We start from the raw sequence: 26,996 nt of genomic DNA, 5'->3' as shown, positions 1-26,996 counted from the left end.
TCTGTGTCACAGACCGTCAGTTTCCCCGTTGGTGGCATGACCTGTGCAGCCTGTGCGGCGCGTATTGAAAAAGTTCTGAACCGTCAGGAGGGGGTGCAGGCAACGGTCAATTTTGCCTCGGAACGTGCTCAGGTGCAGATGGAGGGGCCAGAAACTTCTATCGAGACTGTTGTGGGTGCAGTCCGCAAAGCGGGCTTTACGGTGGATGAGAGAAGCATCGATCTCTCCCTCTCGGGCATGACCTGTGCCGCCTGCGCTGCCCGGATTGAAAAAAATCTTAACAAACTACCCATGACGCAGGCCAGCGTAAATTTTGCAGCGGAGCGGGCGCATATTGTTTATGTGCCCGGTGTTGTGGAACCGGAAACCTTTATTGCCCGTATTGAAAAAGCCGGTTTTGGCGCGAAGCGGCTGGATGATGGGGTTCGGGAAGATCCCAATGCCCGGCGTATCGCTATCTGGCAGACGGAACGTAATCGCTTTCTTCTGACAGCACTCCTATCTCTGCCGTTCTTTGTGCAGATGATCGGCATGGTCTTCGGCTCAATGCACATGATGCCCGACTGGATGCAGCTCCTGCTGGCCACGCCGGTTCAGTTTTTCTGCGCGCGCCATTTGTACCAGCGTGCATGGAATGCGGTGCGGGGTGGCTCAGCCAACATGGATGTGCTCGTGGTGCTGGGTACAAGCATTGCATATTTTTTCAGTGCTGCCGTGGTGCTGTTCCATTTGCATCAGCCTGTTTATTTTGAAGCGAGCGTGTCCATCATCACGCTGATTTCCCTTGGCAAGCTGATGGAAACCCGCGCGAAGAACAAGACCAGCGCCGGGATTGAAGGCCTTCTCCAGCTTCAGCCTCAGATTGCCCATGTGGAAAGCGGTGCAGACGTGCTGGATCGCCCCGTGGCGGAGGTGCATGTCGGGGATATGCTGGTGGTGCGCCCCGGCGAGAGCGTGCCTGTGGACGGCGTGGTGGTGGACGGCACCTCTGAGGTGAATGAAGCTATGCTGACGGGTGAGAGTTTGCCCGTGCTCAAGCAGGCGAACGCTCAGGTGTTTGGTGGCACCATGAACGCCAATGGCGTCCTGCGCGTAAAAGCCACCGGCGTGGGGGCAGATACCGCGCTGTCCCGTATTGTGAAAATGGTTGAACAGGCACAGGGCTCTAAAGCCAATGTGCAGCGGCTGGCGGACAAGGTTTCCAGTATCTTTGTGCCTGCCGTTGTCAGTTTCGCACTGGTGACGTTTCTGGTCAGCTGGCTGATAACGGGCAATGCCTCATGGAGCCTCGTTTCTGCGGTCTCCGTGCTGGTTATTGCCTGCCCCTGTTCTCTGGGGCTTGCAACGCCGACAGCCATCATGGTGGGCACCGGGCTGGGGGCGCGCTGCGGTATTCTGTTCCGCAATGCCGATGCACTGGAACAGGCGGAAAAACTGACCACCATCATTGTCGATAAGACCGGCACCCTGACAGAAGGCAAGCCGACTGTCAGTGATGTGCAGCCAGCCCCGGAGGTTGAGACTGCGCAGCTGCTGGCAGTTGCTTATGCGCTGGAAAAGGATTCCGAGCATCCACTGGCTCGCGCCGTTGTAGACTACGCCATGGCCCACAGTGTGCAGGCTCCTGTAGCCAGCGCATTCCAGGCTGTTCCGGGCATGGGCGTTACGGCGCAGATGGGTGAGGCGCTGGCCCGTCTGGGGTCCCCGCGTTTTCTGACGGATGCAGGTGTGACGCTGGATCATGCTGCGATTGAGCTTCTTGAGAGCGAAGGCAAAACAGTTATTGGTGTGACACTTGGCGATCAGCTTCTGGGTTATATCGCCCTGTCTGACCGCCTGCGGCCCGATGCAATTGCAACAGTTAGCGCTTTGAAAAAATCCGGCATCAAGGTCGTGATGCTGACGGGTGATAACCAGCGCACGGCCTCTGTTGTGGCGGCGCAGGTTGGCGTGGATGAGTATATGGCCGGTGTTCTCCCCGGCCATAAAGCGGACGCTGTTGAAAAATATCGTGCGGCTGGCGGTCTTGTTGGCATGGTGGGGGATGGAATTAATGACGCCCCGGCACTGGCCGCCGCCGATGTTGGTTTTGCTATTGGGGCCGGGTCTGCCATTGCGCTGGATACGGCAGACGTTGTGCTGATGAAAAGTGATCTGACCAGCGTGCTGGATGCGATTTCACTCTCCCGCGCAACACTGGCGAAGATCCGGCAAAATCTATTCTTCGCTTTTATCTACAACATCCTTGGTCTGCCGCTGGCAGCCTGCGGTTTGCTGAACCCGATTGTGGCTGGAGCAGCTATGGCGATGAGTTCCGTCTCGGTTGTCAGTAACTCGCTGTTGCTGAACCGCTGGCGACCGCAGTCTCGCGGATAGGCTGAATGAGTGCGCCTTTTGGGGACAGCAGAATTTCGTGCTGATGGAAGCGGCGCAGGTTGGCGTGGTGCGCCACACTGACAAGTGTGGCCTGCGGAAGGTGTGTTGTCAGCACACTATAAAGCAGGGTTTCATTCTCTTCATCCAGCGCCGATGTTGCTTCATCCAGGAACACCACACGTGGACGGAAGAGCAGCACGCGGGCGATGGCAAGGCGCTGTTCCTCACCGGGGGAGAAAATCTGGCTCCAGTCTGCAACGTCATCAAGGCGAGAAATATAGCATGCCAAATTGACGCTTTTCAGAACGCTCTCATAAGCCTGCGTGTCATAATGATCCGGTGTGGTCGGGTAGCTGAGAACCTGCCGGAGAGACGTACCATCAGGCACATAAGGCCGCTGCGGGACAAACATGGCATGCTGTGTGTCAAATGAGAGCGTGCCACTGCCATAGCCCCACAAACCCGCCAGCGCACGCAGGAGCGTGCTTTTACCAACACCAGACGGGCCGCTGATCATCCAGCGTTCGCCAGCGTGCAGAGTCAGATTGGGCAGGGTGGTCAGAACAGAACCGTCCGGGCGTTTGAGAATAAGGTTTTCAATCTGCACATCCCCGGAAGAGAGCGTGTGGCGGGTAATCCCTTTTTCAAAAGGATGTGCCACAACGCGTTCAAACTCGTTCAGACGTTGCAGGATGGAGCGCAGCGTGGCGAGGTCTGTATAATTATCAATAAACCATTGCAGGCTATTGCGGGCCTGCATGAAGGCGGCATTGGTGCGGGAATACAGGCCGACTGTCAGCGTATGAGCCAGAAGTTTGGGGATGAGCATAACCCAGAGCAGGCAGGACGCTGTTTCATGAAAAAAATTGGTGATGAAATTAGCGCGCCATGTGTAGGTCACAACGCTGCGCCAGTTGGTGGCAATATGCGCAAGATAGCGTGAAAAACGTAGGTTTTCAGCTTCCTCTCCCCCATAAAAGGCAATCTGTTCAGAGTTGCGGCGTACATCCATCAGACCTGCACGCAGGTCCGCGTCATAATGTTGCTGGCGGTAGTTGGCGCCCACCAGCGGGCCACCAAACCGTTCCAGCACCAAAGACGTAAACAGGGTTGCCAGAACAGTGCCGAGAAACAGATAGCCGGGGATATGGATGGCATGGCCATGCCAGCTGAAGGACAGTGTGCCGCCAATGTCCCACAGCACGATGGAAAAAGAGATTAGGGTGGTGACAGCCTGAATGGCGTCCAGTCCCAGCTTGAGCGTCCAGATCGTCATTTGAGACAGATCGTCCGCAATACGCTGGTCCGGGTTGTCTGCCTGTTCCTGGCCATGCTCCAGCCGGTAATAGGTCTCGTTTGAAAGATACTGGCGCAGATAGACGCGGGTATTCCACAGCCGCCAGCGCATGGATAAAACCTGTGTCAGATAAACCTGAAAAACATAAATGGCAGAAGAAAGAGCCGCCATGAGAAGATAAGATGGTAGCAGGGAAAGACAGTCCTGCGCGCGAAACGCAAACATGGCATCAAAAAAAGACTGGTTCCATTTTCCAAACCACACTGCCGTGCGGACATAGAGAAATGACAGACCAATAATCCCTCCCAGCATGGCAAAGGCGCGCCATTTTTCTTCTGAAAGCCAGTAGGGGAGAATGACCTTCCAGTCGGAAAGGGAATGAGGGGGCGTTTTCTCAGTAGTTTGCACGAAGTGTGGCCATAAAGCTGCGAGGGGCTGCGGGGAAATTGAACTGCCAGACACCGCTTGCCCGTTCATAATAATAGCGGTTTGTCAGGTTGCTGGCATTCAGCTGGATCTTCAGATGCGGTGTCACATGATAACCGATCATGCTGTCCAGCGTCATGTATCCGCCCTGCACTGTTGTCGGGTAGCTGCCGCGCAGAGTGCTGTTGGCGTCCAGTCCAACCCCAAAGCTCAAAGTGCGCAGCCGCCCGCGGGGCACAGTATAGTGCACCCAGGATTTGAACATGTGACGCGGAGAAAAGACGCCACCAAAATCCGGGGTGCTCGGATTGGAAACTTTTGTATCCAGATAGGTATAACCCAGAGAAACATTGAGATCGGGCAGAATGTTACCGTCAATCTGCGCTTCCCAGCCCTGACGGCGGATGGGGCCGGTTGTTATATAAAACTGGGAATGGTCCGGGTCCTGCACCGGTTGATTGACGTTTTCCATTCTGAACAGTGCAGTTGAAAGATTCAGACGTCCATTGAAATATTCGGCTTTGAATCCCGTTTCCACCTGATTGCCGTGCTGCGGCTTCAGACCTCCGCCGTGGTAAGACATATCCCCCACAGAAGGGGTGAAAATGCTGGAATAGCTGGCGTACCAGGAGATGTTGGGTGTGATCTGATACACTGTGCCCAGATAAGGCGTGAGCTCTCCATGAATATTGGCTTCCGGCTGCCAGCTGCTGGTCGGGCCGGGCGAGATATATCGCATCCGTTCGGAAAAGCGTGAGACGCGCCCACCAAGAATCAGAGAGAGATGCTTGATGATTTCAAGACGAAGTTGTCCATAAAAGCCCCACTGGGTCGCATTATCCCGTGTGCCATATCCGTCCGGGTCTTCCTGATAACTGATACTGCCTGCGGGAGGGCGTGGCACACTATTGGTGTTGTTGATGTTCACACCATTATAAATGTTATCGCTCAGAATATTGCCGTAACGCGTCACCTGATTGTAGGAATTGTAATTGAAGCCGAACAGGGCGTAATGGGTACGGTTCAGAAAACGAAAGCTGCCATTGGCGTAAATATCGGCTGAGCGTGCGCTGTTGGTGCCACGCATAGCGACAATACCTGCATCCTGATACTGCATGGTGCCGGTCTGCGCATCAATCTGCGTCCAGGGTTCATTATAAAGCGTATTGTAGCTCTGGTCATAAAAGGTGCCGCGGGCCGTCAGTTTCCAGTCGCCCCAAAGTTTTTGAGACAGAGAGGCGATGGTCTGCTGCGTCATGTAATTGCTGTATCCCCATTTCTGTGATGGATTGGCGCTGCGGCCTCCGTACCAGAGGGTCTTTTCTGTCGTGACAGGCAGCCCGTAATAAGGGGCCGTAATATCCTGCTGCTGGGCGGCGTGTGAGACAATAAAGGTAGTGGAGGGTGTAATATCCCATTCCAGAGCACCATAAGCCTGCCACTTGCGCGAATGGGCGTATTTATAGAAATAATCATTATCCTGAAACAGATCTGCCGTGCGGAAACGCAGGGTCTTGGAGGCATTCAGGGGGGTGGAAAGGTCAATATCCGCGCGGTAATTGTTGAAACTGCCAACGGTCGCCGCACCATTGACGGAAAAATCCATACCGGGTTTTTTGGTCACCTGATTAACCACGCCCCCCGGCGAGCCACCGCCCTGCAGCAGGCCAGAAGAACCGCGCAAGACTTCAATCCGATCGTACATTGAAAGATCAAAGCTGGCATTATTCAAAGTGCCAGCGGCTCCCGGCGTGTTGTCAATCGAGGTTGTCATTTGATAACCGCGAGAATAGAAATTGGAATTTGCGGTCGAGCCGGGCAGAACGCGGATGCCGTTAATCTGGCGCATGGCGTCCGTCATGGTCAGCATGTTGGAATCCTGCATGCGCTGCTGTGTGAGAACAGAAACGGATTGCGGGATATCCTTCAGCGCAACAGGCGTTTTTCCCCATGCTTCTGCCGTCGGTGTTGTATAGGAATGACCACTCCCAACAACCTCGATCTTTTCTTCTGTCATGCATTCTACCTGACCGGGCGAGGCAGGCGCAGGAGCGCACATGGGTGGTGCTACAGTATGGGGTGGGGGCGTTTGTGCTTTTTTGTGCACCATAGGATGGCACAAGGGCCGGATGCACATCATGCGTTTGGTTTTATGGGATGAGGGCAGAGGACTCAAACGCCTCTGGCCTTCTGCTGCGGCAGAAACAGGAGCCCAGAGGCAAGTCAGAATCCCGCTTAAAATCAGAGCGCATTGTGAAACACTGGCAAAATGACGCGCGCGACGGCCAGACTGTTTCATGATGGGCACCCCGGCAGGAGGGCAAAAGACACAGTTTTGTCAGCAGGCACTCAGGAGGCCAGATCAAACCCCAGATCGTCCACCACTTCAGAAAACTGGGCAGGCGTTACCAGGGCAGGGTCATACTGCACGGTTACTGTGCCACCTTCCAGAACCACGTCTGCTTCGGACACACCCTTCAGGGCTTCAAGCGCTTTTTTCAGTTTGCTGGAGCAGCCGTTGCAGGACATGCCTTCAACAATGAATGTTTCTGTCTTTGTCATAGCCTTCGCTCCTTTTATGGCCAGCCGCGTGAGAGGGACTTATCCGCCAAACGCCGCCATCAGGCAACACGCCGTGTTTTTCAGATCTGCTCAATGGTGGAAAAGTCGAAGCTTTCCCCCTTGGGGTTTTCACCCAGTCGCAGAGTTGTGGGGGTGGGCATGACATGGGGGGGAACCGGCAGATTATAAGGGGCAGGCGCGCCTTTAAACACGCGGCCGGCCAGGTCAAACTGCGAGCCATGGCAGGGGCAGGCGTAACGGCCTGTCTGGTCAGGCGCTGCGGCCGGGGCCGTGTAGGCCGGTACACAGCCCAGATGCGTGCAGATGCCAACATACACACCATATTCCGGCACAAGAGAGCGGTGCCAGTTGCGGGCGTAGGTGGGTTGTTGCAGCGCGTCAGACTGTGCGTCCCGCAGTTCGTTCACCAGGGTCGGGCTTTGTAGCCTGGCGAGGTCTTCCGGCGTGCGGCGCAGAATGAAAATGGGCTTGCCCTGCCACACCGCCGTCATCTGCTGACCCGGTGCCAGTTTGGACAGGTCAATTTCCACCGGCTGATGGGCTGCGGCGCTGTCCTGCGGTTTCAGGCTGGCGACAAACGGGATGGCGCAGGCTGCCAGTCCTGTGACCGTGCCAGCCGTGGTGACCATACCAAGAAAATCACGGCGTCCAGCGCCGTTGTCCTGATCCTGCCCGTTGGGTGGGGTGTTGTCTGCGGGGTGTGTCATCAGTCGTCTGCGTCCTGTGCGTTCCGGGTGGTGCCGCGTTTCCAGATTTTTCTCTTCCAGGCAATGGCCAGTACTAGCAGGCCACTCAGATAGGCAAAAACATACAGGCCTGTGCGATGTCTGTCATTCCGGTGCGGATCAGAGGCCCAAACCAGAAAGGTCGTCACATCCCGTGCCTGTTGGGTGGCGGTGGCAGGCGTGCCATCTGGAAATTCGACCGCGTCGTCCATCAGCGGGGGTGGCATGCCCACCAGATGCCCGTCTGCCCAGTCATTATAGAATTTGCCCGGCACCACCGGGGCACCGGGTGGCGGTGGCATATGGTAGCCGGTCAGAAATGCGTACAGCCAGTCTGCGCCATGGGGCTGGATGGCCGCCAGCCGGGACTGGTCCGGCGGGGCAACGCCGCCCATCATAGCAGCGGCTGCGGCCTCACTGGGGAAGGGGGAGCGCAGATGGTCATCAGGCAGGCCGGGGCGCATGGTGGGGTGGCCTGCGGCGTCCAGCGGCCCGGGAACCTGTTTGGTATGCGCCAGATCCCTGATGGCTTGCTGGGAAAGTCCGATCCCGCTGAGGTCATTATACGTCACGCTGCGCATGCCGTGGCAGGACGAACAGATTTCATTGAACACGACAAAGCCGCGTTGCAGGCTCTTCTGGTCGAACTGGCCCAAAGGCCCGTCAAAGCTCCATTTCTGATGCGGCGGCACGGGTGGGGTGGGCGCGGCAGGGGCCGCATGGGCGACAAGCGGCAGGCTGGCCAGCAGTGCTGCGCCAAATGCTGCTGTGCGTGCAGGGGAAAGCCGGACCATCAGACATCTCCTTTGGCAGAAGCAAGGGAGGTGGGGAGCGGTCTCGGTTTTTCAAACCGTGCGGCCAGCGGCAGGATCACCAGAAAATACCCAAAATAGTAAAGCGCAGACAGCCGCCCGATAAGCATCCATGCCCCGGTGGCGTGATGCTTGCCCACCAGCGCCAGCAGCACAAAGGAGATCACCAGCCCCAGCAGAGCGGGGCGGCAGATTGGGCGGAAGCGGGCGGAGCGCACGGGGGAACGGTCCAACCAGGGCAAGGCAAACAGCACAAGCAGGGAGCCTGCCGCCGCCAGAAGGCCACCAAACTTGGACGGTACAGACTGAAGCAACCCGTAGAACGGCAGGAAATACCATTCCGGCTCAATATTGGCGGGCGTGTGGAGTGGGTCCGCCGGGGCATAATTGTCCGGCTCTGTCAGCAGGCCTGGCCAGAAAAACAGCAGCGCACAAAAGACCATGGCGAAGACAATCAGCCCGATCAGATCCTTGCTGGTGTAATAAGGATGGAAGGGGAGTGTGTCTTTTGGGGTTTTTGGCTCCACTCCCGCCGGATTGTTGGATTTGGTCACATGCACGCAGGCCACATGCAGCCCCACAACAGCGACGACCAGAAACGCCATCAGGAAATGCAGCACAAAAAAGCGGTGCAGGAAGATGTCGCCCAGATGGTCACTGCCGGTCAGCACATGTTCCAGCGTACCACCAATAACAGGCACGGCTCCAACGGCTTTGGTAATGACGTCAGCCCCCCAGTAGGACATCTGGCCCCACGGCAGGATATAGCCTGCAAAGGCCGTCGCCATCACCATGACCAGCAGCACAAGGCCACTGAGCCAGAGCATTTCTCGCGGAGCTTTGTAGGAGCCGTAATAAAGTCCACGGAACAGATGAATATAGAGCGCGGCCAGAAACAGGTTGGCGCCGGTCATATGCATGCCACGCAGCAGCCAGCCGCCAGAAAGCTGACGGTCTATGGCTTCAACTGAAAAGAAAGCCTCGGCACTCGTCGGGGTGTAGTTCATGGCCAGAAAGGTGCCGGTTGCCAGCATCAGCAGCAGCACAACCACCAGAATGGCGCCAAAATTCCACAGCCAGTTCAGGTTCCGGGGCATGGGGAAGACCAAATATTCCTTACGGAATGCGGAAAAAACCGGCAGCCGATGCTCTATCCAGCCAGCAGGACCGCCCGAAGAGGCGGCACTTGGAGAGGCTTCGTCCCGTGACTCAGGCTGATTCATGCACACCATCCAACTTCAGTCTTTTAACGTCTGGCCCTGTCAGCAGAAGTGAAGCCAGCACTCTTATGAGGTGGACGCTATTGTGGCATGAATGATGCAGCACTCAAAGATAGCCTGTTTCGGAAAGGTATCGTTTTTCCGGAAATCCGGCTCCCGGCTTTATCTGTTGGAAGACGGATCTGTTTCCAGAGGCAGAGTCTGCCGGATTTGAGTGGAATAGTCCGGGCCGGGCGTGGCACCCTCTGGCCGCTGAATCCGGCTGCGGTCATGCAGCGTGCGAAAGTCCAGATGGGTATCCAGCAGGCCCAGCTTGTAGGCGAGAGAGGCCGTATAGCCGCTGAGCAGAATCCGCCAGTCCAGTCGGTAACGGAAGCTGGCCTGCGCGCGCGTCAAAATGCCCGTGGTACAGTTTGATGTGAGCGTATTATACCACTCCGGCGTGTGGGACAGGTGATCGACTTCCTGCAGATAGCTGTTGAACAGGCGTTCTCTGGCTTCTGGTGAGAGAAGGAGCCGATACAGATAGACGCGCTCCTTGCGCACGTCCGTGCGCACACCAATCAGATCCCGCTCATCGGCCACAACGTAAAACAGTTCATAATGGTGAAAGAAGCCGGCAATGGCGGAATAGGGAAACTTCTTCTGGCGGCGCGTTTCAATGGACATTGCTACATGCCGCCCGTCCCTGAAGCCGAAGCTGAGGAAGACATGCGCAATGCTTTCCCCCGCCCAGTAGGACGTAACCAGATCGACGGAAGAGAGGTCATCCAGCGCATAATCCGCATCATAATAACGGGCTGTATAGTCGCTGGGTGTTTTGTAGATAAAATTGCGGACGTGGTGCAGATGTACCGTTCGCCCCTCCAGTGAAACACTGGCGGGCACCGCATATTCTCCGGCCCAGTCCCGGTTGTTTTTCGGTGGGTCCGTCACATACCAGACGGCAAACGCGGCACTCACGCCAGCCAGCGCCAGCCGGGCCGTCTGGTGCGTGCGCAGAAAGAACGCTGTGCCCAGAACCAGCGGAAACAGGCAGGTCAGCCCCAGTCGCAGCGCATCCGGCTCCAACGTGGAATAATAGAGAGCCGGTGTGCCAAACGCTCCCAGCAGGAAGGTGGCACACCCCGCAAACCAGTGGGCCCAGCGTCTGCCGTGTGCGGGTTTGTTGGACGTCTGCGGCATTAGTGGCTCACCTGTGCGGGCACTGGCGGAATAGAAGGCAGGATGCCATCGGGCGTTTCGGCTGTGCCGGGGCCGTTGCCGCGTGTGGGGACAAACTGGCCGCCAATGGCGGTAATATCACTCTGGCTTATCAATCCGCCTTCCAGAGTGCCGCCCTGCGTGCGGGCCAGATGGTTGCGGAGGATACGGCGGATTTCAGCAATGGTAATCGGGTTGGACTGTGTGGAGTGGCCGGAGTGGCGGACGACCAGTTCAGAATCCACATCCGGCACATGCGCGCTTTCATACTTCACAACGCCATCATCAGAATTTTTCAGACTTTTATTGCCCAGAACAGGAATGATGGAATGGGTGCGCACATCCGGCACCACTGGAATGGAGGCCAGAGACTGGATGAAGAGACTATGGGGAGACATGCCGTACACACTTCCCACCCGCCAGGGATTCATGTTGAGCCGAGCGACATTCGGGTCACTGACCAGAACCTGTTTGGTGACTTCACGCACAGTGAGCGGAAAGCTCACCATCCGCCCGACAAGACGCGCCAGAGAGAAATTGGCCATGTAACTGCCGTGCTGCGGGGTGGAGATAAACACAACCTCCTTTGCTTCCGGCAGAGGTGTGGGAAACAGAGCGTCCTGCAGCAACGTCCTGGCATCCGGCGTCAGCTTCAGGGATGACAGCGGGCGGGGGATCAGGCCGTTCCACAACGCATCTCCGCTGTTAATGACCAGCATCTTGGCCAGTAACCCGCCCTGACTGTGCCCAATGAGCGTGATGTTCCCCAGCGCAGGGTCCGCCTTGACGCCGCCAAGGTCCGCTACCGCCTGCGCAATGGCGTGGCGGAGTTGCAGAGCGGAATAAGGGATTGGGTTTCCGGTGGCGTAGGAGAAAAACCAGAATTCGTAATGTTTGCGAATGTCCCGGTCTTCCAGCAGGTCATTCACCATATTGGCCCAGCGGGCCGGGCTTGAAGCGGTGCCGTGGATGAGTACGACTGGCATCCGCCCGACCTGATGCGGTTCTATGGTGGCCAGTTGTGGTGTGCGGCCATTGTCAAAAAAACGCCCGTCCAGAAACCCTTTATATTCCGAGGACCAGTCCATTGCGTCACTCAGGCTGAGCGCGCGAGCCGCTGTCTGATCATATTGTAAGGGGACCGGTTGTGGCGCTGCCGGAGTGGTGGGTGTTGTATGTTCGCTCAGGTCTTCATCAATAGCTGTCAGATCCAGCCTGCCGCGCAGGGTGCTGGTCAACACCTGCTGGCGTGGATGATTGAGTGACAGGAGAAGGTTAAGCGGTACCCTCAGCTTTTCCGTAATCTGGAAAGAGCGGCTTTCCGGGTGGTCCATGTGAGGGAGTGCACCGGCGGGTTCGCCAAGTCCGGTATGGCTGTAAACATTTTCCAGCCCCCGGACGGAAAGCCGGGCCATGGGGCGAATATCCTGCAACACATGGTCATGCCACACCAACTGGCTGGGCGTCGTACTCAGATCCAGCGTGCCGAACGGTAACGTCCAGCGTTGGGGTGTGAGGCTGACGGGGCTGCCAAAGGCTTCTGTCAGCGCCAGCATATAGAGGTCACAGGCCTGCCGGACATGCAGGTCGTACGCTTTTGGCCGTTCGTTTTCCGCGCCATTGGGGTTGAGATACGCGTAAGCATACAGGGCGGCTGCCATGAATTCGGCCCGGTCTGCATGCCGGTGGGCGTGCATGTAGCTGAGTTCAGCGAGGGCAAAAAGCTGGTCAGCCAGACCCTGCGCATAAAAATGGGCCTGTGTCAGACTGCGGAGGGTGGCGATGGTCTCTTTAGGGTGGTTTTCCCATGCACTCAGCAGGTTTTGCAGTTGGAGAACCGTATGAGTGGTATTGCTGAGCCTGCTGCCACTGAGTGCACTTTGGCTGTGTTCCTGATAGGCCTGCCGGAGGGAAAGCGGAGCGACGGAAACAGGAGAAGCGCATCCGGACACAAACAGAAAGGCTGCGCTGAACACCAGTTGTCTGGTGGTGATTCTGGAAAAAAACCTGTTCATAACCTGTCGCAAATTGTTTTTCGTCGCTCTCTGCGCGGACCCTACAGGGTTTTGTGCCATGCTGAAATGATTGTCTGGTCGTTTCAGCCCCGGTTATGGCGGCGTGCTCTGTCCGAACTCGGTATTTTCATCTCCCCATTTTTTGAGCGCCACGATCACTGGCTCCAGCGTAAGCCCCCGTTCGGTCAGGCTGTATTCCACCTTCGGGGGAACTTCTGGATAAACCGTTCGTAGAACAAATCCGTCATGCTCCAGTTCGCGCAGCTGCGTTGTCAGCATCCGCTGGGTGATATTGGGCAGGCGCTTGCGGATTTCGTTGAAGCGCAGGGTTCCCTGAAGCAGGTGATACAGGATCACCCCTTTCCATTTTCCGTCGATATATTGAAGCGTCGCCTCAACAGCACAGCCGGGGCTGCACGCAAGTGATTTATGACGAATACGGGTCATGACGGTATCATTTCCGATACTATGGGCGTTAAAAGTGCGTTCTTGTGTGGCAAGAGCATAGCGCTCACGGTGTTCCTGACTCAACAGAGGAGCAGAACTCATGCGCGCCATCGGTTATCAGACACCTCTTCCCATCGAAAATCCGGCTTCTTTGCAGGACATCAATCTGCCAAAGCCTGTTCCTGCCGGACGAAACCTTCTGGTGGAAATCAAGGCTGTTTCGGTCAATCCCGTCGATACAAAAGTCCGTCGCAGCGCAACGCCGGAGGAGGGTCAATGGCGGGTTCTGGGCTGGGATGCTGCCGGGATTGTTGTTGCGACCGGGCCTGATGTTACGGATTTCTCTATTGGAGATGAGGTTTTTTACGCAGGTGCTCTCGATCGACCGGGGACCAATGCGGAGTTCCATCTCGTTGATGAGCGGATTGTCGGTCGTAAACCTCGTTCTTTGAACTGGGCTGAAGCGGCGGCCCTGCCGCTGACAGCCATTACAGCCTGGGAAATGCTTTTTGATCGCCTTGATATCCGGCGGTCCGTTCCCGGTGTGAAGCCGTCTCTTCTTCTCATTGGTGGCGGAGGCGGGGTTAGTTCTATGGCCATACAACTGGCGAGAGTCCTGACGGATATTACGATTATTGCCACAGCGTCTCGCCCTGAAACGCAGGAATGGGTGAAATCCCTTGGGGCACATTTTGTGGTTGATCACAGCAAGCCTCTGGCTGCGCAGGTTGCTGCACTGCCAACAGGTAGCCCCGGTTTTGTTTTCTCCACGACCCAGACGGATCAGCATGTGGCAGATATTGTGGACTTGCTTGCGCCTCAAGGCCACTTCGGTCTGATTGATGACCCGGCTACCCTTGATGCCGTGCCCTTCAAAAAGAAAAGCCTCTCCCTGCACTGGGAACTCATGTTTACCCGCTCACTGTTTGGAACAGCAGATATTGGCAAACAGGGAAAACTGCTGAACGACGTAGCCCGTCTTGTGGATGAAGGGCGTCTTTGCACGACACTTGGTAAAAATTTCGGCAAAATCACAGCGGCCAATTTGCGCGAGGCGCATGCAGTGATTGAGAGCGGTCAGGCAAAAGGGAAGATTGTGCTTGAAGGCTTTCCGGCCTGAGGTCCGGATAAAACCGTTTTGCAGAAACTGCTCAGAGTTGGAGAAAAACGTTCGTGATTGAAGAAGAGCATATAATGACCTTAAACCGCAGTGGCGGACGGTTTGACCTCACTAAAATTGCAGCGGCTTTCCCGGAAACCGCTGAGACCATGCTTCTGGATACCTATCTGACGGATAAATCCGAAGCCAGTATCAGAGTGTTTCGGATTTATCGGGATATTCCGCCTCATTATCACACCCAGTGTGATGAAGTCCTCCATGTCCTCTCCGGGGAGGGGACATTCTGGATTGATGATCCGGCGGATGAGGCCCCCTTTGCTCCGGGGCACCTGCTGGTGTTCCCGCGGCGGGCTGTGCATGCCCTGCCGCGTATTCTGCGTGATCCGGTCATTTTTCTGGCCATTGATACACCCCGTCGGGCACCGGATGATGTGGTTTTTATCAATCCTGCGGATGGCACGCCTGTGGGTTTTATCAAAAGTCTCTGAAGGCATGACGCTGGCAGCAGGACCGTATAGAAAGACAATATGAAAAGTCAGAGTCCGTCCTCCTCCACCGCTCCTGTCACACGCTGCCGCTGGGCGGAGACAAACCCGCTTTTGCGCACCTATCATGACGAAGAATGGGGCGTCCCGGTGCATGATAGCCGCATGCTGTGGGAAATGCTGATGCTGGAGGGGTTTCAGGCGGGCTTATCCTGGCTGACGGTTCTGCGGCGGCGCGAGGGTTTTCGGAAAGCTTTTGCTGCGTTTGATCCTGAGCAGGTGGCGCGCTTTGATGAAGCCGATGTCGAGCGTCTGATGCAGGACCCCGGCATTATTCGGGCGCGGGCCAAAATTCAGGCGACAATCGGGAATGCGCGGGCCTATCTGGCCATGCAGGAGCAGGGCGAGGATTTTTCTGCGTTCTGCTGGGGAATGGTTCCCCGTGCGCCGGTGGTCAATACAACAGGGCAGGTACTGGCCCAGTCGCCTGCGTCTCAGGCTCTCTCTAAGGCTTTGAAGCAGCGAGGCTTCAAGTTTGTTGGTCCTGTGATTGTTTACGCATGGATGCAGGCGGTGGGCATGGTGGTGGATCATGACCCCGCCTGTTTCCGGTATGATGCCGAGAGTTAAATCGGCTTGGTGTTAAATACGATCAAAGGCAGTTGAACTCCGAGTCTCGCAAAAATGTGAAGTCTCTGAAGTGGATGGATGGGTCGCATTCTCAATAGGAATTTTGGATTTTTGTTGGCGCATAAAGTCTTAATTTATTGAAAAACAAGAAATAAATATCCACAAATATCAATCGTCTAAATTTAATAAAATAGAAACATAACAACTATTATAATCGTGTTTTTATTGACGAGCCGCATTTTTGCTCATAGGGTCGGGCTCACCTCACCACCGTGAGGCAGTAATGAAATCAGGGAGCGGTTTTGATGACGCTGCGAATGTGCAGGGACCCGCGATGTTGCGTGCGAATGCAGCAGATCAAAGGTCATGGTGTGCAGAACAGGCACACTCTATAATCCGCCGGGAGTGAAACTGCCGGCGGAGACACCCCTCAAGGGGTTTTTGTTTTCGAGGTCAGTCATGATACGTACTTCAAAAATTATCGAAATAGACGGCGTTTTTCTGGGAACAGCTATTCAGCTCAGTGGTGACCAGGGGCAGCGCTTTTATGCGGCTCATGAGAGTGTGCGTGCGCTGCACAACGCCATTAAGCCTGATGTGGCGATGCTGGCTCGTCAGGTCGCGCAGACGTTCCGCCAAAATCAGGCTGTTTCTTACGCCGCGTAAACAGGGCTGTCAGTCAGAGGGGGTGCCCCTGACTGACAGCCTTAATGTGTTCGTCGTCCAGATCCGCCAGATCCAGTTTCCGTAACAATGTGAGCAGATCATCCAGCCTGGCGTCCGCCAGTGGTGCAGCATTAGACGAGGACTGATCTGTCGGGTCAAAGCGTTCCGCCAGACGGCTATACAAGTCTGCCCGCTGCCGGACTGCTTGGGTAGGCTCTGGTGTTTTTTCCATCCACCAGACACTGGCAGCGCCCGCCAGCTTCCGTAACAAAAAGAGGATTTCTCGTGCTTTGCCGATCTGGTCGGAGCGGCGGAGCCCTTCCAGCCGTGCAGTCTGGCACTGAATTTCCGCAACGGTGCTGGTGGTGCCAGCCTTGCGGCGTGCGCTTTCAATCTGGTGCCAGCTCAGGATTTCCGGACCTGTGGCAAGTGCTGCGTAACGGATATTGGCCCGGAACGCATCGGCCACCTGTGCGGCCAGAGGGGCACCGCGGCGTTCTGGCCAAAGCAGGAAGCAGCCTGCAAGCCCCACCAGACTGCCGATAATGTTGTTGATGGCGCGCGCCAGCGCCACATCCCACCCCAGACCGGGGCTGACCAGATCCGTCACCAGCACGAAAAGCTGGGTCATGAACATCACGCACAAGGTGTAATTGACGCTCCGCAGCGCAATAGTTGCCGCTGCCAGCGGGAAGATTAGCAGCAGGATGCTCCAGACCGGCAGGAGCACGCCCATCACCGCCGCCAGCAGGCCGCCTGCAATACTGCCAATAACGCGCTCAATGGTACGGGGGAGGGTAGTTGTTACGCTGGGCTGCGTGACAACAACGACGGCCATCATCGCCCAGTAGGCGTAAGGCAGGTCAAGCTTGAGAGAAATGGCATACGCTATCAGCACCGAAAAAGAGAGCCGCGCAGCGTGTCGCACGCCTTGCGCCCGTGGTAAGGCAACAGAGCGTGGTGCGCCAGTTTTTGTCTGCCCGGCAGGCTGAGCGTGCGAGGTGGAGAGGGTCTGCCAGGCGGTGATCAGTTCCTGCACGGCTCGTGCACAGACATGTGCCCCTTTGCCAAACAGATCTGCATCCTGTTCCGCAATGCGGGCCAGAAGACGCTGCTGGCGATGCAGGCGCTCGGGCCGAGGTTCCGGGCGCTGGGCCTCTCGCGCCATGCGGTGCAATGTTGTGGTGACAACGCGCACCGTGCGGCGGGCTGCGTGGGAGGTCTCGCCCGATAAGACGGCATGTTCAAAGGCGATCAGCGCGATAAAAATCCGGTCACAGGCTTCAATAGCCGGGAGAAGGGTGGCGCGGGTTCTGCTGCTGATGGCGTCAGCGGACAAAATCTCAATGCGGCCACGTGTCCGTTCAATCCGGCTGCGGATTTCCCGCCGGAACGCCCCGATGGACGCACTTTCCTGCTCCATATCCGGGCCGCCGGGTTTCATGAAGTCCAGCAGACGGCGCGTCATGCGTTCTTCTTCCCGCAGCACGGCGGAACAGGCCAGCCGCAAAGGCATATACGGGTCTACCGGCCATGCCAGAACGCAGATCAAAGTGGCCCAGATGGCCCCCAGTGCAAACAGGCCGGACAGCCGCACGGCTACTTCTGGCGGAAAGGGATAACAGACCGCTACCACTGCGACGATGGCTGCCAGAACACCAATTTGCGTGGCTGTTGCCCCGCGCAGGCGGAGGAGCGCACAGCCCAGAACGCTCACGCCGAGTGCCACAAAGGCGGGGAGCATCCCAAACCCTGCGGCTGCGGAGACGGACCCGCTGATGACTGTGCCAAGTGCTGCAAATTTAAGCATGGTTTCCAGCCGGGAGCGCAGCAGGCCGCCGGGGTCCACGAGGCAGGTCCAGAACGCAGCAAAGGCGGACCACGCCATAAGGGGCATGTGCAGGTACAGCGCCAGCAGCATGACGGTGCCAACAGCTACCCCCGCGCGCAGCCCTTCCCGCACGGCCACCTGTTCCGGTGCGATGGCAATGGCCCGCACACCCAGCCAGTGTGCAATGGCGGAGGGCATCAGGGTGCGAGAGAGCGCACGCATGAAAGTCTGTTTTCCGGGCAGAGAAAGAGGCAGGTTTGTTTTCATGGACAGTTAAGGCTGAAGGGTGGAAGGACGGAAGATGGCAGAGGCAGAAAGCCGTCCGCCATCATGCCGGAGAGAGGGACGTTTTCTGCAAGCAAAAAAGCAGACCACACCGGGATGTGGTCATTTTGCGGGATAGGAAATGCTGGAAGAGAAAAGCCCTTGATGCGAGAGGACACCGCACGCAGGGCAGGCGGGTGGTGAGTCCGGGGTGTCGCCACGAAACGGCGTATCAGGCCAAAAGATGTTCGGGCACACTGATCCTCTGAAATTATACGTTATAACATACTCATCTCATATTCTGGCCTGCACTTCAACAGGGACAGCGAGACGCTTAGAACGTCACGCTTGTATGCAGGCCGAAAACCGTCTCATTGCCAATGCGGCGCCCGGTAGAGGGATAACGGGGGTCCGCTTTGCCGCCCATTGGGTTCCAGATTTCCTGAAAATCCGGCTGGATAACCAGCCAGGGTTGAACTTCCGCCTGATACGTCACTTCCAGATGGTTTTCATTGCCGGGGATAAGGCTGCCTGCGTTCCGGTTATATTGACGCCAGCCAGAGCTGGAGCGGCCAATGCCCCAGCCAACGCCAAATGTATCGTTCGGGCGGCTCAGGAAAGGCGCTTTAAGGTTCAGCCCGGCATCCGCTGCAAAACTCACCAGATTGCGGTCCCCGCTATTTCCCGTGGCGCGGGCAAACAGACCCAGAGAGCGATCGGATTTATAGGAAGGCCGCCAGACCATCTGGTCAATAACGCCATAGACCATCCAGTTTCCCCGGTCCCAGCGTGGGGAACCGCCGTTTTTCCCCATCAACTGGTCGTGCGTATTGTAACGATAATCCGGAAAATTCGCGGTGTCGTAAAAACCGCCCAGTTTATAAATGCCGGGCAGGCCGGGATCTTTGGTCGCGTCCGAGAGGTCTTCTGGCTGGCGGTTGAGCGTGTAATGCAATTCCCCGATCAGCAACGCGCCGGTGCCGGTATTAAAGCGCGTGCCGCTGCCATCATGCGTGACCTGATTGGTGGGGTCCGCTGCGTTGCCGCCATTCTGGATGTTGAAGGCGTTATAGCGGCTGCCCGGAGGGTTATCATCCGCAACGGCCGCCAGAAGGGTCCAGGCATGGGTCAGGTGATAACGGACACGCAGAGCCGGTGATGACAGAGGCCATGAGGGTCCGCCACTATACAAATTGACAGAAGGCGCCATGGGCCAGCCGAAATTGGAATTTAGAAACAGCCCGCCATATTCAGTCAGCATGAATTCCGATTCCAGATTCTGCTGCCCGATCCTGACGCCAAGTTTGCCGTTAAAGAACAGCTGCCGGTACCAGAGTTCAAACAGGCGCGTGGAGCGGTCGGCTTCATAACTGCTGACGGGGTTAAAGTTGGCCAGATGATCCTGCGTGATGGAACGTCCGCGGGTCTGCAGGGCGCTTATGGTAAAGATGCCACCTTTCAGGCCAATCAGTTTTTCCAGATCAACGGTCAGGGTCGGGGCCGTGATGGCATCATAGGCCGGTCCGGAGCCTTTCCCGCTCCGCGCATCCATGGTGCTGGGGGCCCCGCCGGAGGTGTTGCCCCACAGTTCTTCCACATCTTCCATCTCAAACGTGATGCCGTATTTATACAACCACGTCCGCAGGCCGCCCATCGTGCCCAGCAGGTTGTCACTGGTGTCCAGATCATCATTGCCGGTTTTGCTGGCGCGCGGCAGATGCAAAGCATTGATGCCGATGCCCATGGCGGACTGATTCATGAATGGGGCCGAGTTTCCCAGACTTTGCTGGTCCCGCTCGGCCTGATCATCCACCGGGCTTTGTGCCAGTCCGGTTGCCGGGAGCAGGCAGGCCAGAAGGGACAGAAGAGTGCGGGATGCAAGGCGAGGCCGCCTGAAACGCTGCTCTGTATGCCCCGGGAGGCTGGTCAGAAAGGCGGCCCGCATAATGCACTGGTTTCCTGTGGGAGGCGTTCTAAACAACACTCCTGTTTGCGATGACAGTTTTTGCCATTCTACTGCCCTGTCCTCTGAGGTCAAAGTCTCTTGCGGTTCTGCCGGACCATGGGCGGGTTGTGTGTGAGGAGGAGGAGGGTGTTAGTTCTGCGGTGCATCGCCCAGAGCGCCGGTTGCAAAGGCCAGACTGGCAGCTGCAATCAGGGCGGCATAATAGGTGTCTGAATGGCCAAGCTGCGCATCCAGCAGACCTGTTTGTGCCAGCGTGGTCTGCGTGATGGACCCGACCCCGTTCCGATAAGCGGCAAAGGCGGCGTTAAAGCTGGTTTGCGCTGCGGTTTGCAGGTGGCCTGCCGCTGTGTAGGCGCTCAGGCTGCCATGCAGGCTGTTTTCTGCCATGACAATCTGTTTCACGGACTCATCAACAGTTTTACGCAGAAGGGTCTGAGCACTATCCGCCTGATTTTTGGCCTGCCGCAACATCGCAGCCCGCATGCCACCATCAAACACCGGCACGGTAATGCCACCCAGAATAAGGCTGCTGAAATTGTTGGTCGACAGGTTCAGAGTTGGGTTGGAATCTGCACCAATGCCGGGCACGGAAGACAGCGCCAGATGGCCGGTGGTGTAGGCAACGTTGCCGGATAGGAAAACCTTTGGAAGAAACTCGGCTTTTGCAGCGGCAATATTGCTTTGTGAGGCTTTTGTCGCAGCATAGGCTGCCAGAACATCTGGGCGCTGCGCGACGGCCTGCCGGACCATATCATCTGTCAGGCGCATGTCGGCCATTGTCAGCGGGCGGTTTGAAATATCCTGTGTTTGCAGGCGTGTATTAGGGGAAATCCCCATGGCGGTCATCAGGTCCAGATAGGTATTTTCTGCGGTATTCTGGGCCTGCACAAGCCGGAGCTCTGCCTGTGCCGTCATCTGCTGAGCCTGCGTCACATCCACAATGGTGCCTTGCCCTTGCTTAAGGCGCATTTCAGCCGCCGCCTGCACCTTTCGGGCATTGTCCAAAGCCTGCTGCACCAGCGTAACGCGGGCGGCTGCCGCGGCATGGGTATAAAAAGCCAGTGCCACCGCGTAGATGACTTTCTGATGCGCCGCCGTAAACAGAATATTGGTGGCGAGCTGCGTCTGTTTGGCGGCGTTGACCACGGCCTCCCGCTTGCCAAAGTCAAACAGCAGCCACTGCATGCTGAGCGTCTGCACTTCGCCATGTCCGGAATTGCGATTGCGGACGCCGTCTCCAAGGGATTCCGCCTGATTAATCCCGTTATTGATAACGTTTCCGATATGCCCGGCATTGCTCAGGCTGGGATTGTTGCCGTTGTTGTGTTGGTGTGTATAACCGCCCACCACAGTCGCACTTAAATGCGGCAGATAGGCTGTGCGGGTAATGCCCACAGCCAGAGCGGCATCGCGCGCAGTGTTCCACGCTTGCCGGGTAGTGGGGTTGGCCGACTGCGCAAGGTCAATCAGTTCCGGCAGGGAATAAGTGTGCGTTGTGCTGACATCCGCATCTGCCGGGCGCGGGGCAATGGTTTCGTTGGCAGGCAGTGTGTAACCCGCAGGCAGAGCAAGCGCGTGTTTGTTTTTGCCCGGCAGCAGTTCGCCTTTGTCGGACACATTGGGCTGCCATGGTGCATCTGGCCGGTCCGGTGCGCTGTTCAGAGCTTCCGTTGCGCAACCTCCCAGCAGAAAAAGCAGGCTTGTGGTCAGGCGAACTGAGCGAAGGGAGAAGCGGGTCATGACACCACCTTGTCCAGAGAGGCGAGTTGGGCAGACGCAGCGGGGCGTCGGGCGGGGATCAGACCGTCTTCTGTCAGGCAGGAGATCTGGCTGGTGATGGCCTGATAGCTGGCGAGTTCATCCATATTGGCGCGCAGATGGATGGGCTCAACGCTGGCAAATTCAATCATACGTTCGGCCTGTGCCAGCGCGCTTTGCACGGCGGCGGCCTGTTGCAGTTCATCCTGCACAGAGGAAGCATTGAACTGCGCCTGCAACGCCTTCAGAGCGGCGGAAACTTTATCCCGGATTTTGTCATAAGCACTGGATGGCCAGAAGCTGGTAAAAACGGCATAGGTAATGAAGTTTCCAAGGAGAATGCCGATAATGCGGTCTTGCGCTGTTGTCATGTCCGATGTCGGGCCATAGCCCTTCAGGTCTGACAGGAAAAAGGCCAGACCAATCTGGAAGCCTGCATAGGCAATCCGTTCATCCCCGGACTTAACCCATGCAGCCAGGAGAGAGCCTGCAAAAATGAGCGCCAGAAAGGCGGCGATATTGGTCAGATGCGGCATCACGAAAATGATGGAGAGGATGCCCAGCGCGCCCCCAACCAGAGCTCCGCTGATACGCAGGGTCAGCTTGGAAATCATTTCTCCCATGGTGGGGAGTGCGACAATAAAACAGGTGATGATGCAGGTGTGGATGCCGTCCCAGTTCAGAATTTTGAAGATAAAATAGCTGAGCATCACAGCTGCGGTGCCTTTCACGGCAAAGCGCACATGCTCCGGGTTGGTCCAGGCATCCAGTGCGAAAAAACCGGAGGAAGAGGGTTTGCTTTTGGCTTTTTCCGAGGACTCGTCTTCTATCGGTTTCGTAAAATCTGGCAGCAACGCAGCGATCTGTGCAAGAGCCGGGGAGGTGTACGGCACAGGAGGTTGCCCGATATCGGTTGGATAGCCTCCGCTCTGAAAAATATCTGCCATTTCAAGCAGGGTTTCAATCAGGGATTCTGGAGCGTCAGGGTACGTGTCAGATGCGTCTGTTGCCTCACACGCAGCAGCATGGGCGAGGGCCAGAACACCGATACTGCGTGGAATGGCTTGTTGCAGGCTGGCAAGATCCTGCTTGCGCCAAAGCTTTTCCAGTCCTGCCATTTTCAGGGACATCATCATGCCCTTTGTCCCGTCGCGTAGCAGGGCTTCGGCCTGATCACACGTCTGCTCATCTTCAGGGTTGCGCAGCAGGGCAGCACTCAGGCGCAGATGGTGGGCAATGGTGCGGGTCAGAATGGTTTTGGGAGACGGGCAGATGAAGGGCGCGAGGCACACCATGACAGCACCCGGCACCAGAATAAACAGATCGGCATAGAGCAGGGCGCGGGTTGCCAGTTCTCCAAAGGGCACATTCCCGATGGCGATCATGGCATACACTACGACCAGCCCCAGCATGTAGGCTACAGGCTTCAGCTTGCTGGCGGAGCCGAGGAAAAAGAACCCGAAAGATAAAACGGCGGTGGCGATGACAAGGCCCATCGGGTGGTCTAGCGTCAGGTGCATCAGCCCGAACATCATGAGGATGATGACGCCAAACAGGATGTTAACGGCCAGCCCGGCCAGCACATTGGTCACACGGTCTTTTTGCCACAGGGCCATGGTGACAAGGGCGGGCACGGCAATGTCCGGCACTTGCCAGATCTCCCCCACCAGCACAGTTGTGGTGCAGGCCGCCGCAACCCGCAGAGCGTTGCCGCCCCTGCCGGGCGCGCGCTCCGTGACAAGCTGCCAGAGGCGGGCCGCCGTCAGAGGTGGTTTGTTAGTGGCAGGCTTCGCCATGCCGGATCTCGACTGTGGCTGTGGCACCAAGCCGCAGCAGGCGTGGGTCCGCCGGGTCCAGCCGGATGCGCACGGGGAAGCGCTGCGCCACATGCACCCAGTCCATCTCTCGCGGGACCAATGGCAGTCCACGGGCGAGACCGGCGGACTCTAATGAAGCGACACCCCAGCCAATGCTTTCCACATGGCCGCGCAAGGGCGTGCGGCGGTCAATCATGGAATAGACTGTTGCACAGTCTCCCGGCGTGATGGCCGGCAGGGTGATTTCCCGAATATTGGCGCTGGCGTACCAGGCATCATTGGCAATCAGTGTGAAAAGAACCTGAGAGGGAGCCAGAATTTCCCCTTCCTTGACGCGCAGACTGGTGACGTAGCCATCGGTCGGGGCAACGACGGTTGTCTGGCGCAGGGCGTAACGGGCCTGATCCAGCATGGCCTGTGCAGCCTGCTGGGCGGCAAGAGAGCTTTTCAGATCGCCAATGGCAATTTGTGCGGCATCGGCCTGCTGATGGCTTTGGGAAAGGGAAATGGCGGCATCATTCAACGCCACACGGGCCTGATCATATTGCTGCCAGGGGATATAGGCGTGGCCGGCCAAAGGTTTAAGGCGTTCCACTGTGCGGGCTGCCAGATCATGATTGGTCTGCGCACGGGTCGCCTGATCCTGCGCAACAGCCGCATTGGCAGTTTTGACAGCCAGCAGGCGTTTCTGGTTTTCCACTTCCGCGGCTGCCAAGGTCAGATTGGCTTCTGCCTGATGCACGGCTAGTTCGTATGGTTCCGGGTCAAGACGGTAGAGGAGGGCTCCCTTTTTAACGGCCTGATTCACGTGCACAGGTAATGCAATCAGGCGGCCGCCGACCGTGGAAGCCATATGCACCACTTCGGCATCAATGGAGCCGCTATCGGATGAGGGGTAGGCGCTGTCCTGACGCGAGACGTACACACCCAGACCAATGGCACCGAGAATGCAGACCGCAGCAATGGCGAGCCCGATTGGGCTGGTTGTGGAAAGAGAGACTTTCTTCATAATACTCTACGGTCCAAACCAGATGAGCCATGTCAGCAAGGCGGTGATAACCCCGAGGGACAGGTAGGTAAACAGGCGTAGGCTCAGTATGGCATCAACGCCAGTCAGCACAAAAACCACGCGCAGGCTGACAGCAGCGGCAATGCCGATCATGCCGCACAGCATCCAGTCTGGAAAATACGCACCGACCAGTGAAAAAGAAGGGGCGCCCTGTACTGTGCATCCGCCAAGCAGAAGAGCAGAACTGATGCCAAATGGGCGGATGGACAAACGAAGCATGGCTGCAAAGTGGTATAATTTTGACAAGTCTGTCAATCAGTTCAGCCAGAGGCAAGAAGCTTATAGTGAAAGGATGGGAGGACGGTAGATGGCAACACCAGTCGTGATTTACGGGATCAAGAGTTGTGACACCATGCGTAAGGCCCGGACGTGGCTGGACGAGCACGGTGTGGCCTATCAGTTCCATGACTATAAAAGTCAGGGCATTGACGCCGCGCATCTGAAAAAATGGATGGATGTGGTGGGGTGGGAAACGCTGCTCAACCGTGCGGGAACAACCTTCCGCAAACTACCGGAAGACCAGAAAAGCAATCTGGATGCGACCAAAGCTCTGGCGTTGATGCTGGCTCAGCCATCGATGATCAAACGGCCCGTTCTGGAGGCTGGTTCTGTTGTGGTGGGATTTAAGCCGGAACTTTACGCTCAGACATTTGCGGCGCGCTAGGAGCGCCGACTGCCCCCGGCCAGAAAAGCCGGGGGCAGGGGAGAACAGGATTAGTCCTGATCAGGAGCTGCAGCAGAGTTCAGGTGGATGTAGCGTTCAATGCCAACCTGCTTGATCAGGTCGAACTGGCGATCGAGGAAGTCTTCATGCTCTTCTTCGTTCGTCAGGATTTTCAGCAGAAGGTCACGAGAGACGTAATCCCGCACGCTTTCGCAATAGGCAATGCCTTCACGCAGGTCGCCAATTGCCTTTTCTTCAAGCTTCAGGTCGCATTCCAGAATTTCCTTCACGTCCTGACCAATCAGGATGGTGTTCAGGCGCTGGACGTTCGGCAGGCCACCCAGGAAGAGGATGCGTTCAATCAGCCAGTCGGCGTGGCGCATTTCTTCGATGGATTCTTCATATTCCTTCTTGCCCAGCAGGGTCACGCCCCAGTGGCGCAGTGTGCGGGCATGCAGGAAATACTGGTTGATGGCCGTCAGCTCGTTTGTGAGCTGGGTGTTCAGATGTTCGATAACTTTTGCGTCTTTAACCATGATGCGGACTTTCTGTTCAAGTTGAGAACTTAGGGCCAGCATGTAACGCAACCTTTTATAGAAGGCAAATAAAAAACGCTTTTATATCAATAGAATATAGGAATTAAGTCTCACTATCAACAAGAGGTATTTCTTATCAGATACTTCTGCAAAAGTGATGTTTTCCAGGTCACGGAGATGTGAGTGGTCTCAGGAGTGCTCGCAGCGCTGCCTGAGGAGGGCAGACTTGTCAGAGTGTGACGGAAGTTGATTGGGTGTGTGGCGGGAGGGTTTGCAGGCGTTCCTGCAAGGCTGTGTAAAGCGTGGGATCTCCTGCCTCGCCCAGACTGGTCAAAGCCCGATCCATGGCGAGAAGAATATCTGACGTGGCATCTGGGAGGGCCTGCCGCCACCAGTGTAGGGCATCATCCACATGCCCGGCGTCGGCCAGAGCTGTGGCGTAGTTATGGCAGCCGCGATAATCGCCGCCTTCAGCGGATTTGCGATACCAGACTAAAGCCGTCCCTTTATCCTGAGGTGTCTCCCAGCCTTCTTCCAAAAAGCGTGCCAGAAGGTTCATGGACTTGGCGTGCCCGTTGTGTGCCGCTGTTGTAAAAAGCCCGAGCGCCTTTTTCATGTCACGCGGAATGCCAAGGCCACGCATGGTCAGAATGCCAAGATTATAACGGCCCCATTCATCGCCGAGGCTGGCAGCGGTTTCATAATGGTGAGCGGCCTGTTGCAGGTCCTTCTTGCACCCCCACCCAAAATGGTGGCACCGGCCTATCATATTGTGCGCAGGGCCGTATCCGGCATTGGCGGCCATAGTGAACCAGACCAGGGCCTTAGAGTGATCAGGCGTGACATAGGCACTATTCAGCAGCACTTTCCCCCATAAAACCTGATCCAGATGATGGCCCCGTTCCGCGCGTTGACGAATGGCGTCTATCTGTTCCGGCAAAGGGGGCTGGGCAGGCTTTTTGTTTTTATGTGGCCGTGAAAACAACTGCTGCCATACGCCCGGCCCTGACATGATCTCCGCTCCTTACTTGAGAAGGATTATCATTATCAAAGTAGGGGGCGGGTGGCAATTGCGGGGAGCGAGGG

The 26,996-nt window shown here is 56.8% G+C and carries 23 protein-coding genes; 6 read left to right on the top strand and 17 right to left on the bottom strand.

The annotated features are described in order from the left end of the window. Positions 1–3 precede the first annotated feature (3 nt). Positions 4–2,376: a heavy metal translocating P-type ATPase gene (locus tag ACHQGU_RS13995; protein ID WP_395495409.1), complete on the top strand. Its 2,373-nt coding sequence runs from the start codon at positions 4–6 to the stop codon at positions 2,374–2,376. Here the strand turns inward: ACHQGU_RS13995 and ACHQGU_RS13990 are convergent. The 9 genes from ACHQGU_RS13990 to ACHQGU_RS13950 form a co-directional block, all read right to left on the bottom strand. Then, positions 2,327–4,150: an ABC transporter ATP-binding protein/permease gene (locus ACHQGU_RS13990; RefSeq protein WP_395495408.1), complete on the bottom strand. Its 1,824-nt coding sequence runs from the start codon at positions 4,148–4,150 to the stop codon at positions 2,327–2,329. The two genes, ACHQGU_RS13995 and ACHQGU_RS13990, sit on opposite strands and share 50 nt — an antisense overlap. Beyond that, on the bottom strand, positions 4,068–6,116 hold the full coding sequence (locus tag ACHQGU_RS13985) for a TonB-dependent siderophore receptor (protein WP_395495407.1): 2,049 nt from the start codon (positions 6,114–6,116) through the stop codon (positions 4,068–4,070). The genes ACHQGU_RS13990 and ACHQGU_RS13985 overlap by 83 nt, the downstream gene beginning before the upstream one ends. 332 nt (positions 6,117–6,448) lie before the next feature. Beyond that, positions 6,449–6,661 (bottom strand): heavy-metal-associated domain-containing protein, encoded by a 213-nt coding sequence (locus tag ACHQGU_RS13980; RefSeq protein ID WP_062142991.1) that lies wholly within the window; start codon positions 6,659–6,661, stop codon positions 6,449–6,451. An 80-nt stretch (positions 6,662–6,741) separates the two neighbouring features. Next, entirely contained in the window at positions 6,742–7,389 is a 648-nt protein-coding gene (petA, locus tag ACHQGU_RS13975; RefSeq protein ID WP_395495406.1) for a ubiquinol-cytochrome c reductase iron-sulfur subunit, read from the bottom strand. Further along, positions 7,389–8,201, bottom strand: coding sequence for a cytochrome c1 (locus tag ACHQGU_RS13970; RefSeq protein ID WP_395495405.1), 813 nt, complete (start codon positions 8,199–8,201; stop codon positions 7,389–7,391). The genes petA and ACHQGU_RS13970 overlap by 1 nt, the downstream gene beginning before the upstream one ends. Continuing rightward, positions 8,201–9,442 (bottom strand): cytochrome bc complex cytochrome b subunit, encoded by a 1,242-nt coding sequence (locus ACHQGU_RS13965; RefSeq protein WP_395495404.1) that lies wholly within the window; start codon positions 9,440–9,442, stop codon positions 8,201–8,203. Before ACHQGU_RS13965 ends, ACHQGU_RS13970 begins: the two co-directional genes overlap by 1 nt. 159 nt (positions 9,443–9,601) lie before the next feature. Continuing rightward, positions 9,602–10,624, bottom strand: a complete 1,023-nt coding sequence (locus tag ACHQGU_RS13960; RefSeq protein WP_395495403.1) for a DUF4105 domain-containing protein — start codon at positions 10,622–10,624, stop codon at positions 9,602–9,604. Further along, positions 10,624–12,657: a lipase family alpha/beta hydrolase gene (locus ACHQGU_RS13955; RefSeq protein ID WP_395495402.1), complete on the bottom strand. Its 2,034-nt coding sequence runs from the start codon at positions 12,655–12,657 to the stop codon at positions 10,624–10,626. Before ACHQGU_RS13955 ends, ACHQGU_RS13960 begins: the two co-directional genes overlap by 1 nt. 93 nt (positions 12,658–12,750) lie before the next feature. Next, positions 12,751–13,104 carry a winged helix-turn-helix transcriptional regulator gene (locus ACHQGU_RS13950; RefSeq protein ID WP_395496446.1) on the bottom strand — a complete coding sequence of 118 codons (354 nt, stop codon included), beginning with the start codon at positions 13,102–13,104 and terminating at the stop codon, positions 12,751–12,753. A 100-nt stretch (positions 13,105–13,204) separates the two neighbouring features. Here ACHQGU_RS13950 and ACHQGU_RS13945 point away from each other — a divergent pair, with 100 nt between their 5' ends. From ACHQGU_RS13945 to ACHQGU_RS13930, 4 genes are all read left to right on the top strand, one after another. Further along, entirely contained in the window at positions 13,205–14,224 is a 1,020-nt protein-coding gene (locus ACHQGU_RS13945; RefSeq protein WP_395495401.1) for a zinc-binding alcohol dehydrogenase family protein, read from the top strand. A 53-nt stretch (positions 14,225–14,277) separates the two neighbouring features. Beyond that, on the top strand, positions 14,278–14,712 hold the full coding sequence (locus ACHQGU_RS13940; protein WP_395495400.1) for a cupin domain-containing protein: 435 nt from the start codon (positions 14,278–14,280) through the stop codon (positions 14,710–14,712). Positions 14,713–14,751: 39 nt separating this feature from the next. Next, positions 14,752–15,339: a DNA-3-methyladenine glycosylase I gene (locus ACHQGU_RS13935; protein ID WP_395495399.1), complete on the top strand. Its 588-nt coding sequence runs from the start codon at positions 14,752–14,754 to the stop codon at positions 15,337–15,339. A 459-nt stretch (positions 15,340–15,798) separates the two neighbouring features. Beyond that, positions 15,799–16,005 (top strand): hypothetical protein, encoded by a 207-nt coding sequence (locus tag ACHQGU_RS13930; protein WP_062249110.1) that lies wholly within the window; start codon positions 15,799–15,801, stop codon positions 16,003–16,005. A gap of 13 nt (positions 16,006–16,018) precedes the next feature. On the opposite strand, the gene ACHQGU_RS13925 is transcribed toward ACHQGU_RS13930, so the two are convergent. From ACHQGU_RS13925 to ACHQGU_RS13900, 6 genes are all read right to left on the bottom strand, one after another. Next, positions 16,019–18,058: an FUSC family protein gene (locus ACHQGU_RS13925; protein WP_395495398.1), complete on the bottom strand. Its 2,040-nt coding sequence runs from the start codon at positions 18,056–18,058 to the stop codon at positions 16,019–16,021. 376 nt (positions 18,059–18,434) lie between these two features. Further along, on the bottom strand, positions 18,435–20,045 hold the full coding sequence (locus tag ACHQGU_RS13920; protein ID WP_395495397.1) for a carbohydrate porin: 1,611 nt from the start codon (positions 20,043–20,045) through the stop codon (positions 18,435–18,437). 150 nt (positions 20,046–20,195) lie between these two features. Further along, a complete protein-coding gene (locus tag ACHQGU_RS13915; protein ID WP_395495396.1) occupies positions 20,196–21,806 on the bottom strand; it encodes a TolC family protein in 1,611 nt (536 codons plus the stop codon). Next, complete coding sequence (locus tag ACHQGU_RS13910; protein ID WP_395495395.1) at positions 21,803–23,620, bottom strand: FUSC family protein; 1,818 nt, start codon at positions 23,618–23,620, stop codon at positions 21,803–21,805. Before ACHQGU_RS13910 ends, ACHQGU_RS13915 begins: the two co-directional genes overlap by 4 nt. Then, positions 23,601–24,650: a multidrug transporter subunit MdtN gene (gene mdtN, locus ACHQGU_RS13905; RefSeq protein WP_062142955.1), complete on the bottom strand. Its 1,050-nt coding sequence runs from the start codon at positions 24,648–24,650 to the stop codon at positions 23,601–23,603. The genes ACHQGU_RS13910 and mdtN overlap by 20 nt, the downstream gene beginning before the upstream one ends. Positions 24,651–24,656: 6 nt before the next feature. After that, positions 24,657–24,956, bottom strand: a complete 300-nt coding sequence (locus ACHQGU_RS13900; protein ID WP_252354015.1) for a YtcA family lipoprotein — start codon at positions 24,954–24,956, stop codon at positions 24,657–24,659. 61 nt (positions 24,957–25,017) lie between these two features. On the opposite strand from ACHQGU_RS13900, the gene ACHQGU_RS13895 reads away from it, so the two are divergent. Beyond that, positions 25,018–25,374 carry an ArsC family reductase gene (locus ACHQGU_RS13895; RefSeq protein WP_395495394.1) on the top strand — a complete coding sequence of 119 codons (357 nt, stop codon included), beginning with the start codon at positions 25,018–25,020 and terminating at the stop codon, positions 25,372–25,374. A gap of 50 nt (positions 25,375–25,424) precedes the next feature. Here ACHQGU_RS13895 and bfr read toward each other — a convergent pair whose 3' ends face one another. Continuing rightward, positions 25,425–25,910, bottom strand: coding sequence for a bacterioferritin (gene bfr / locus ACHQGU_RS13890; protein WP_179193820.1), 486 nt, complete (start codon positions 25,908–25,910; stop codon positions 25,425–25,427). A gap of 229 nt (positions 25,911–26,139) precedes the next feature. Then, entirely contained in the window at positions 26,140–26,922 is a 783-nt protein-coding gene (locus ACHQGU_RS13885; RefSeq protein ID WP_395495393.1) for a tetratricopeptide repeat protein, read from the bottom strand. Positions 26,923–26,996: the final 74 nt, after the last annotated feature.

The organism is Acetobacter sp. KSO5 (assembly GCF_044094635.1).
GTDB classification, from domain to species: Bacteria; Pseudomonadota; Alphaproteobacteria; order Acetobacterales; family Acetobacteraceae; genus Acetobacter; species Acetobacter cerevisiae.
This window is presented reverse-complemented; position numbering and strand designations above follow the sequence as displayed.